The following is a 10,469-nucleotide window of genomic DNA, read 5'->3' on the forward strand; positions in this document are numbered from 1 at the left end:
GGCCTGCAGGCGGCAGATGCCGGCACGCGCTTGAAGCGGCGGCTCCGCCAGGCCCGCACCCGCGTCGCCCAGCGCATGCAGCCACAGGTCGCCAAAGGGCGTCAGCAGCGCCAGCTCGGCCGGCTGCGGCTGGCCGCCGGCATTGCCGAGCTTGCCGTCCAGCCAGGCGCTGCTGAAGGGCCCGGCCACGAGCGCGTCGCCCTCGGTGGCGTCGATCAGCGCCACGTCCAGCAGCTCCCAGTCGTAGCTGAGCAGCTCGCTGCCGATGGGCTTGGCGCGCGTGCCACCCTCGGGGTAGCCGCCGGCATCGGGGAACTGCGCCGACGCCATCGTCAGCCGGGGCGCGGTGCTGAAGGCCAGCAGCGGGATGCTGTCGGGCCAGACCGCGCGCTCGGGCGTCGCGTCCTCGGGTGCGCTCGCCAGCGGCGCCAGGCGGTGGTAGTGGTCGTCCACCAGCGAATGCTGCTGGCCGTCCAGCGGGTGCTCCGACGGCGCGGGCATGTCGGGCGGCGTCGGGCTGCCGTACTCCAGGCTGACGCATTTGCGGATCTCGTCGAAGAACAGGTCGATGCTGCCGCACAGCTCGGCCTTCACATGCGGTTCGGCACCGTCCACCAGCACGACCTGGATGCTCGCATCTATGCCCACCGAGAAGATGCCGATATGCAGGCCGCCGCCGATGGTGCCCATGCCGACGAAGCTCAGCGGGTGCGTGGCCACCAGGATGTCGGCCCGCGCGAACACGTCGGCCCAGACGACGGGCTTGAGCCCGTAGACGATGTCGAAGCCCACGCCGAAGGCGATGACGAAGCTGCCCGGGCCGAAAGTGAACGGCCCGCCGCGCGGCCACGCGGTGATGCCGTTGCCGCGCATCATCAGATAGGCATCCGAGCTCTGGCCGACGATGTCGGGCAGGAAGATGGAGCGCACCGGGCCGCGCTCGCGGCTTTCGCCGGCATGGCCGTCGGCACCGAGGTGGATGAACCAGTCTGCCGACCTGGTGGGGAAATGCGCCCCCACCGGCACGACGGTGGTGAGGATGTGCGGGATCTCGTACTTGCCCTCGACGGCCACCGTGACGCCGTCGGCCGGGTCCACCAGGATGACGCCCTTGGCCTGCAGCAGCGACAGGTCGTTGCCGCCGCGAGCGATCTTCATGCGCGGGCCCATGTAGCGGCCCTCCAGCGAGCCGCGCACGACGATGTCCGGCGTGGTCACGAACAGGCCCGCACGCGCGCTGAAGGTGAAGCCCAGGTCGGGCGCGGTGCCAATGACGGCTTCCAGGCCGAAGCTGAAGGCCGGCGCGGGCACGAAGGCGCCCGGCTGGGTGTAGTCCCAGTCCAGCGCCGCCTGCACCGGGTCCTGCCCCGGCGCTACGGGCCTGGGCTGGCCGTTGATGGCGAAAACGCCGCCAATGCCGTAGATCGCCAGGCCCGAGCTGCCCAGCGGCAGCGGGCCGGGCAGGTCCACGCCCAGTGCCAGTTTGAGCATGTCGCCCGAGGTTTCCACGTCGGCCCGCGCGCCCAGGTTGCCCAGCGGCACGATGCTGGCCTCCATCGCCGCGCGGAAGCCGTCGGGCGTCAACGCCACGGCGCCGTTGCCGGTGATCATGGGCTGCAGTGCAATCGAGGCCTCCAGCCCGCGCAGCTCGCCGCCGAGCTGGCCGCTGTCGTCCAGCGTGCCGCGGATGGTGGCGCCGCTGACCTTGACCGGCCCCAGGTCGAGCTTGAAGCGCAGGTCCACCTCGATCCACATCGAGCCCCGGCCCGAACGCGTGCCGAGCACGTCAAACAGCGAACCCGGCCCCTGCACCTGCCAACCGCCGGGGTCCTCCACCTCCAGCGAGCTGCGCGCATAGTCGAGGTGAAACATCTCCAACCCCGACTTCTCGGGGTCGATGCTCAGCACCACCTCGCGCACCCGCACGCGCAAGGGCTGGTTGGGGTGCATCTGCACGGACAGCACGCCCACGTCGATGCCCGTCACCGTGGCCGCCACCGAGTAGTCGATCTTCAGCCGCACCGCCTTGCCGGCCGGCAGCACGCCGCCCGTGCTCATCAGCTCCGCACCGTGCAGCACCAGTTGGCCGTGCGCCAGGAAGCTGGACAGCCCCGTGGCCGCCACCAGCAGCGTGTGCAGCACCACGCCGCTGCCGTCGCCATCGGGTCCGGGCGTCTGCTGCGCGCCATCGGCTATCAGCGCGGTGGCCAGCGTGGCGGCGGTGACGGCAATCTTGGCGCCCAGGCCGCCGGGCGTGCTATCGATCTTCAGCAACCCGTCCGGCCCCTGGCTTTGCAGCGCCAGGCTCACCTCCGACGTGGGCACGGCGTCGGGCAGCCCCGGCTTGCGCGCATAACGCAGCCGTGCCTGCACCGGCGTGCCGGCCGCAAAGCTCAGCGCCTGGCCGAAGTTCTCGGCGCGGCCCTGCAGCGGCAGCTCCATGACCGCCTCCACCAGCGTGGGCACAAAGCCGTCCAGGCCCGTGGCGGCGGGATCGCGGCACTCGATGCGCACGGCGATGGCCGGTCGGTCGCCGTCGGCCGGCACCTGGGCCTGCACGATGAGGTCGATGCCCGGCGTGGGCGGCAGGCCCAACTGCAGCCAGGCGTCCACCGCATGGCCGCTCAGGAAGGGCACGCCCTTGGGCAGGAAGAAGCGCGCGCGGTTGACGGCAATGCCCTGCCAGGCGGGCGCGTCCGCCGGTGTGGCCAGCGCCGCGCCGTCCACCACCACGCTGTCGACCGGGCGCGCATCGCTGGCCAGGTCCAGCACGATGCCCTGCGTGAAGTGGAAGCCGAAGCCCGTGCCGCCCAGCAGCACCGTGGGCGGGTCCACATTCAGCACCACGACATCGTCCGGCGCCTCGCGGTTGGGTGACAGGCGCAGGGCCACGCGGCCGTCAGCCTCGCTCAGCAGCACCAGGAACAACCCCTGGCCGACGAGTTGCACCGGCGGCGCAGCCGGGTCGGCCACCAGGGACTGGCCGTCTGCCGCCAGCTGCGCCGCCACCAGGCCGTGCGACGGCAGCGCGCGCAGCAGCCTGAACAGCGGCTGCGGCGCGCCGGCGTCCAGTGACACCGCGAGGCGAAAACCCGTGCGCGCGTTGGCCGGCCCGTCCAGCCAAAGGAAGTAGCTGCGCTCGGGGTTCACCGCCGGCGGCGGGATCAGGTTCAGGTTGAAGACACCCAGCGCCTGCTCGGCGACGGCCAGCAGGGCCGTGCCCTCTTCACTGTTGCCGCTCAGCTGCGCGGTGCGCTCGATCTGCAGCGTGGACAGCAACGCGCCGATGGGCACGCTGGTGATCAGTTGGGCCAGCAGACCTTCATCTGACAGGCGCTTGCTGATGCTCTCCATGGGGCCCGCCTCGTCCTGGTGGCCGGCGCATGTGCCGGCCTGGACGGTGGACTATGTTCCCGGAAGTGCAGGGCGCCATCCCGCAGAACGAAAGGCGCTCGCCACGGCGATGTGGCGCCCCTCATCAATCGGAAGGACGAGGCTGGCTATGCGCAAACCTGCGCCGTTAGCCGGCGGTCCGTTCAGCGGCGGATTTTCAGCGGCGGAACTTGCCCGACTGGTCAATGATGGCCAGGTCCACATAGTCCAGGCCGCTGTGATCCTTGGCGTTGTAGCCCACCTCGATGCCGCCGACGTCGAAGCGGACCATGTTCTCCATCGCGTCGCGCAGGCTCTGCCGCGTCGGCTGCTTGCCGGCGCGCTTCAGGCCCTCCACCAGCACCTTGGCCGACACATAGCCCTCGACGACGGTCGGCGTCAGTTCCAGGCCGGCATTGCGCGCGGCTTCCAGCGCCTCCTTGATGATGGGCTTGGCAATCGAGCGCTCATACGGGAACACCTGGCTGACGATGACGCCGTAGGCAATGTCGCCCAGGTCCTTGATGAAGCCGGCCGACGCATTGTTGGACAGCGTCACCAGCTGCGCCGTCGAGCCTGCCGCGCGCACCGCCTTCATGCCCGCCACGACGGCCGTGCCCGAGCCGATGAACAGCACGGCCTGCGGCTGCTTGGCCAGCAGCTTGGGCACGATGGGGCCGAAGTCGGGCTTGGCGCGGTCGTACTTCTCGTGGGCCACGGGCTTCTTGTTCGTCTTGGTCAGGCCGGCCATGGCACCCTGCACGGCGTCGTCGCCGAAGGAGTCGTCGACCTGCACGATGGCGATGCGCTCCATGCCGATCAGGCTCAGATGCTCGATGGCCCGCTCGGCCTCGCGCTGGTAGGTGGCGCGCACGTTGAACAGCCAGGGGTGCACCGGCTTGTGCAGCACCATCGCGCCCGTCGATGGCCCCACCAGCGGCACCTTGTGCTCGGTCAGCAGCGGCATGATGGCCTGGGTGTGGGGCGTGCCGCGGTTCAGGAACAAGGCGATCACGCCCTGGTCGATCAGCTGTTTGGCATTGGTGACCGCGATCTTGGGATCGAACTTGTCATCCAGCGACACCAGGTTGATCTGCTGGCCATTGACGCCACCGGCGGCGTTGACGATGTCGAGGTAGAGCTTGGCGCCACGGGTGGCCTCACCGACGCTGGCCGCCACCTGGCCGGTGTGCCCGGCGGTCTGGCCGATGGTGATTTGCGCCTGCGCAGCGGTGGCCGCCAGGCCGATGGCCAGGGTTGTGGCCGTGGCGGCGAGCAGGAGGCGCTGCGCCACTTGCCGGAATGAGGTCATGGGTTGTCTCCAGGCTGCCCCAGGGGTGCGACGGGCTCTGTATCAGAGGCTCTGGTGGTCCGCGCGGGGAATTGCAATTCAAGCATGGACAACACGTCGGCAACGCTTGATCGGGGTGTGGAGAGTACGTATGCGTGGAGTTGGTCACTCGGCACCGCTCCCTGCCCACGGACTCAAAGTCTGCGTGGCGCCCTGCCGCTGCGCGCTGGGCTCGCCCTGCACAACAGGGTCCGAGCGCAGCGTCACGCGCAAGACATGGCGTGCTCACGGCGGAGATGCACAAGTCCGTCCCCGGAGGCGGCGACGGCCCGGGCGGCGCGCCCCGATGCTGGCCCGCGAGACCCGACTGACAATCGCCCGACGCCGATACCCCGCAGGACGATGCAAGCCCCTTCGAACACGCCCTCCGCACAGGACGCCGCCTCCGCTCCACCGGCTTCTCCTGCCTTCCTGGCCGGCGGCGGCGAGATGGGTGCGCTGATGCGGGCGCATGACTGGGCCCGATCGCCGCTGGGCCCGCCGCAGGCCTGGCCGCAGCCGCTGCGTGCGATGGCGCGGCTGATCCTGAACACCGGCCACCCGATGTACATCTGGTGGGGCGACGAGAACGCCTGCCTCTACAACGACGCCTATCGCGAGTGCATCGGCCCCGAGCGGCATCCCTGCTCGCTGGGCCGGCCGGCGCGCGAGGTGTGGGAGGAGATCTGGCCCATCATCGGCCCGCAGATCGAACAGGTGCGCGAGGGCCGCGGCGCGACGTGGAACGTGAACCGCCTGGTTCCCATCACGCGCCACGGCCGCCGCGAGGACGTGTACTGGACCTACAGCTACAGCCCCATCGACGACGATGACAGCCCGAACGGCATCGGCGGTGTGCTGGTGGTGTGCACCGAGACGACCGAACAGGTTCAGGCCCACCTGCGCATCGCCGCCGAACGCGACCAGATGGGCCAGCTCTTCGAGCAGGCGCCCACCTTCATGGCGCTGCTCAGCGGTCCGCAGCACAAGTTCGAGATCGCCAACCCCAGCTTCCTCAAGCTGGTGGACCGCGAGGTGGTGGGCCAGACGCTTGCCGAGGCCATGCCCGACGCCGTGGCCCAGGGCTACGGCGCGCTGCTGGACCGCGTGTACGCGAGCGGCGAAGCCTATATCGCCACCGGTGCCAAGTTCATGTCGCACAGCCGCCCGGGGGAGCCGGCGGTCGAGCGCTTCGTCGACTTCGTCTACCAGCCGATCAAGGGCAAGGACGGGCGCGTGACCGCAATCTTCGTCGAGGGCGCGGACGTGACCGACCGCGAGCTGGCGGATGCGGCACTGCGCGCCAACGAGGCGCGCTACCGCGAGCTGTCGCAGGCGCTGGCGGAATCCAACCGTGCCAAGGACGAATTCCTGGCGACGCTTGCGCATGAGCTGCGCAACCCGCTCGCGGCTATCAGCAATGCGCTGGCGCTGCAGCAACACGGCCGGCACAGCGAGCACATCCTGGCGTCCAGCCGCAACATCATCGAGCGCCAGCTGGTGCAGATGGTGAGGCTCATCGACGACCTGCTGGACCTGTCACGCCTGACGCGCGGCATCGTCGAGCTCAAGCGCGAGCCGCTGTCGCTGCTGGGTGTGGTGCGCCAGGCGGTGGACGCCAGTCGCCCTGGCGTCGAACAGGCCGGCCACCGGCTGCTGTCCACCTTGCCCGCACAGGACTGCGTGGTCGAGGCTGACGAGACGCGGCTCATCCAGGTGCTGTCCAACCTGATCAACAACGCCGCCAAGTTCACGCCGCGCGGCGGCACCGTGGCCTTGAGCCTGGCCTGCGACGACGGGACGGCGGTGCTGTCGGTGCGCGACGATGGCGTCGGCATCCCGCCCGAGATGCTGGAGAGCGTGTTCGACATGTTCACGCAGGTGCAGCGCTCGCACGCGTACGTGGGCGGCGGGTTGGGCATCGGCCTGACGCTGGTGCGGCAACTGGTGGAGCAGCATGGTGGCAGCGTGGCAGCCCACAGCGCCGGCCCGGGCCAGGGCAGCGAGTTCGTCGTGCGGCTGCCGCTGGCCAGGCAGGCGCTGGCGTCACCCGTGGACGCCGCCGCGGCGGCTGCGCCTTTTGCGGCGTCGGGCCTGCGCGTGCTGGTGGCCGATGACAACACCGACGCGGCGGAGAGCCTGTCGCTGCTGCTGGGCATCGGCGACAACGAGGTGCGCACCGCCGTGAACGGCAGCGAAGCCCTTGAGATCGCGCAGGCTTTCCAGCCGCAGGTCATGCTGCTGGACATCGCCATGCCCGGCCTTGATGGCCACGAGGTGTGCCGGAAAGTGCGCCAGACGCCCTGGGGGCGCGACGCGCTGATGATCGCCACCAGCGGCTGGGGCCAGGCCGAAGACCGACGCCGGTCCGCCGAGGCGGGGTTCGACCACCACCTCGTCAAGCCGGTGGATTACGTGGCGCTGGACGCGTTGCTGCTCGCCCGCGCCGCGGCAGGCCGCTGAAGGCTGCCTCGGGGGTTGAAGGGGTTGGCACTGACCGGGGGCTGCGGGCTGTCGGTCCATCCAGACTTCACTGTCGGGGGCCGCTTGGTTGAGCCCCCGCAGCAAGGCCAGCAAGACTGACTGACGCCGATGTGGCCGGGGCAGTGAACCCCGCGCCCAGAGCCAGCCGACGAGAAGGGCGCTGGCGCGCGGAGCGCCTTTCTCCTGGCATGAGTCGGCGCCGCGGCAGCCGGATGGTTCAGCCCAGGCGTGCCGCCAGGAAACGCTCGCGCAGCACGGCGGCCGAGTCCTGCCGCCAGGCTGCGAACACGGCCGACGGCTCGATGGCCTCGGCCAGGCGCCGGAAGACGGCGCCGTCGATGCCGGCGCGTTGAAACGCCGCTGGCGTGATGGACACGCCCATGCCCTGGGCCACCAGGGATACGACCGACAGCCAATGCCGGCCCTCATGCTGCAGCCGCGGGTAGAAGCCCTGCTGGCGGCAGATCTCGACGATGCGCGCGTGGTAGTCGGGCGAGCCCTTGCGGGAGAAGAGGATGAAGGGCTGGTCGCTCAAGGCCGCGAGCGCAATCTCGGCCAGCGCCGCGAGCGGGTGGGCGGCGGGCAGGCAGGCGAGGAAGGGTTCGCTGTAGAGCGGCGTCGAGGCCAGCGCCGGCGGCAGGCGGTCGGTATGGACCAGGCCGAGGTCGAGTTCCTCGCCCAGCAGTGCGTCGATCTGGTCCTGCGAGTTCAGCTCCACGACGACGACCTCGACCTTGGGGTGGCTCGCCTGGAAGGCCTGCAGCCAGGCCGACAACCCGTTGAACAGCGTGGAGCCGACGAAGCCCAGCCTGAGGCGCCCCACTTCACCGGCCTGCACCTCGCGGGCCAACGCGCAGGCGTCCTCGGCACGGTCCAGCAGGGCCTGCGCGCTGCTGCGAAAGGCGCTGCCCGCGGGCGTGAGGCGCACGCCCTTGCTGTCACGGTCGAACAGGCGCGCGCCGACGTTGGCTTCCAGTTGCTGGATGGCCACCGACAGCGGCGGCTGTGAGATGGCCAGCCGCTGCGCGGCACGGCCGAAGTGCAGTTCCTCGGCCAGCGCGAGAAAGTAGCGCAGGTGGCGGAATTCCAGCGAGCGGGTGGCGGCAGTGTCGATAGGCATTGCGAATCGTCGGAGTCGTTTCCTGAATTGGACACGAATCGCAGCCGGGGGAATACTGGGCGCCATACGCGCCCGGCCCCTACGCTGGGCCATCATCAGTACGTGGATCAAACGGAGACCACCATGGCCACCAAGGCAAGCTTTCACTGGGACGACCCGCTGCTGCTGAACGAGCAGCTTTCCGATGAAGAGCGCATGGTGCGCGATGCGGCCGCCGCCTACTGCCAGGACCGCCTGAAGCCGCGCGTGCTGGACGCCTTCCGCAACGAGAAGACCGATGCCAGCATCTTCCGCGAGATGGGCGAGCTGGGCCTGCTGGGCCCGACCATCCCGGCCGAATACGGCGGTGCCGGCCTGAACTACGTGAGCTACGGCCTCATCGCCCGGGAGGTGGAGCGCGTGGACTCGGGCTACCGCTCGATGATGAGCGTGCAGTCGTCACTTGTGATGGTGCCGATCAACGAGTTTGGCAACGAGGCCACCAAGCGGAAGTACCTGCCCAAGCTGGCCAGCGGCGAGTGGATCGGCTGCTTCGGCCTGACCGAGCCCAACCACGGCTCCGACCCCGGCTCCATGGTCACGCGCGCCCGCAAGGTCGACGGCGGCTACGCGCTGACCGGCAGCAAGATGTGGATCACCAACAGCCCCATCGCCGACGTCTTCGTCGTGTGGGCCAAGGACGATGGCGGGCAGATCCGCGGCTTCGTGCTGGACAAGGGCGCCAAGGGTCTGAGCGCGCCGGCCATCCACGGCAAGGTCGGCCTGCGCGCGTCCATCACGGGCGAGATCGTCATGGACGGCGTGTTCTGCCCCGAGGAGAACGCCTTCCCCGAGGTGCGCGGCCTGAAGGGCCCGTTCACCTGCCTGAACAGCGCGCGCTACGGCATCGCGTGGGGCGCGCTCGGCGCGGCCGAGGATTGCTGGCACACGCCGCGCCAGTACACGATGGACCGTCAGCAGTTCGGCAAACCGCTGGCTGCCAATCAGCTGATCCAGAAGAAGCTGGCCGACATGCAGACCGAGATCACGCTGGGCCTGCAGGGCTGCCTGCGCCTGGGGCGCATGAAGGACGCAGGCACGGCTGCCGTCGAGATCACGTCCATCATGAAGCGCAACAGCTGCGGCAAGAGCCTGGACATCGCCCGCATGGCGCGCGACATGCTGGGCGGCAACGGCATCTCCGACGAGTTCGGCATCGCCCGTCATCTGGTCAACCTGGAGGTCGTGAACACCTACGAGGGCACGCACGACATCCATGCACTCATCCTCGGGCGGGCGCAGACCGGCATCGCGGCCTTCTGACGGGCATCGCGCCGGCCGCCGGCGCACACGGCGGATGATTTGCGCCAGCGTGGCGGGGGCCGGGCAAGCTCGATGCCGTTGACCCGCCCAGCCGGTTCCTCAAGGGGGCACGGCTCGGGGCGGCCCGGCGCTCGGCCTGAGACGTCAGCGCGGCGCGGTGAGCTCGATCTCGAACAACCGCGGCCAGAGCTTGCCGGTCACGAACAGGCGCTTGGCAGCCGCGTCGTAGGCGATGCCGTTGAGGACGTCGTCATAGCCCCTGCGCTGCGCCGCCGGCAGCAGGCCGGCCAGGTCGATCCAGCCGAGCACGCGGCCGCTTCCGGGGTCGATGCGGGCGATGCGGTCGGTCTGCCAGACGTTGGCCCAGACCTGGCCGTCGATCCACTCCAGCTCATTGAGCTGTGCCACTGGCTGGCCGCCAGCGGTCACGCGCAGCCGGCGCAGTACCTTGAAGCTCAGCGGGTCCAGGAAGCGCAGCTCGGCCGTGCCGTCGCTCATGATCAGCTCGCGTTCGTTACTGGTCAGGCCCCAGCCCTCGCCGGCATAGTTGAATTTGCGCCAGAGTTTGAAGGTCTTGAGGTCGAGCACGAAGGCGGTCTGCTCCTGCCAGGACAGGGCGATGAGGCGGTCGCCCCAGCGAGCGATGCCTTCGCCGAACACCTCGGGCGGCAGCGCCACCGCCTGCAGCACGCGGCCTGTCGTGAGCTCGACCTTGCGAACACTGGAGCGCCCGCGCAGGCCGGTGCTTTCGTACAAATGGCCGGCGTGGAAGAACAGGCCCTGCGTGAAGGCGTCGGGGTCATGCGGGTAGCTCTGCACGACCTTGAAGCCTTGGACCGGCGGCGCGCCGGCCGCGCGTGC

6 protein-coding genes are annotated in these 10,469 nt (G+C 69.8%); 2 read left to right on the forward strand and 4 right to left on the reverse strand.

Features of this window, described 5'->3' with window-relative positions:
• Together ACT6S0_RS23860 and ACT6S0_RS23865 are read right to left on the reverse strand one after the other, a co-directional pair.
• The coding region (locus ACT6S0_RS23860; RefSeq protein ID WP_444766262.1) for a hypothetical protein at positions 1–3,354 on the reverse strand (3,354 nt) is incomplete at its 3' end.
• Between the two features lie 196 nt (positions 3,355–3,550).
• A complete protein-coding gene (locus ACT6S0_RS23865) occupies positions 3,551–4,684 on the reverse strand; it encodes an ABC transporter substrate-binding protein (RefSeq protein WP_444766263.1) in 1,134 nt (377 codons plus the stop codon).
• A 381-nt stretch (positions 4,685–5,065) separates the two neighbouring features.
• Between ACT6S0_RS23865 and ACT6S0_RS23870 the strand changes: the two genes are divergently transcribed.
• Positions 5,066–7,165, forward strand: coding sequence for an ATP-binding protein (locus tag ACT6S0_RS23870; RefSeq protein ID WP_444766264.1), 2,100 nt, complete (start codon positions 5,066–5,068; stop codon positions 7,163–7,165).
• A gap of 238 nt (positions 7,166–7,403) precedes the next feature.
• Here ACT6S0_RS23870 and ACT6S0_RS23875 read toward each other — a convergent pair whose 3' ends face one another.
• Positions 7,404–8,276 carry a LysR family transcriptional regulator gene (locus ACT6S0_RS23875; protein ID WP_444766267.1) on the reverse strand — a complete coding sequence of 291 codons (873 nt, stop codon included), beginning with the start codon at positions 8,274–8,276 and terminating at the stop codon, positions 7,404–7,406.
• A 153-nt stretch (positions 8,277–8,429) separates the two neighbouring features.
• Here ACT6S0_RS23875 and ACT6S0_RS23880 point away from each other — a divergent pair, with 153 nt between their 5' ends.
• Entirely contained in the window at positions 8,430–9,608 is a 1,179-nt protein-coding gene (locus ACT6S0_RS23880) for an acyl-CoA dehydrogenase (protein WP_444766265.1), read from the forward strand.
• 144 nt (positions 9,609–9,752) lie between these two features.
• Here ACT6S0_RS23880 and ACT6S0_RS23885 read toward each other — a convergent pair.
• Positions 9,753–10,469: glutaminyl-peptide cyclotransferase (locus tag ACT6S0_RS23885; protein ID WP_444766266.1), on the reverse strand; the 717-nt coding region annotated here is incomplete at its 5' end.

Origin of the sequence: Roseateles sp., assembly GCF_052436255.1 — a bacterium.
In the GTDB taxonomy this organism is placed as follows: domain Bacteria; phylum Pseudomonadota; class Gammaproteobacteria; order Burkholderiales; family Burkholderiaceae_C; genus Pelomonas.

Coding starts and splice junctions, on each gene's coding strand:
- ACT6S0_RS23865 (WP_444766263.1), bottom strand. CDS start 4,684: ATGACCTCATTCCGGCAAGTGGCGCAGCGCCTCCTGCTCGCCGCCACG.
- ACT6S0_RS23870 (WP_444766264.1), top strand. CDS start 5,066: ATGCAAGCCCCTTCGAACACGCCCTCCGCACAGGACGCCGCCTCCGCT.
- ACT6S0_RS23880 (WP_444766265.1), top strand. CDS start 8,430: ATGGCCACCAAGGCAAGCTTTCACTGGGACGACCCGCTGCTGCTGAAC.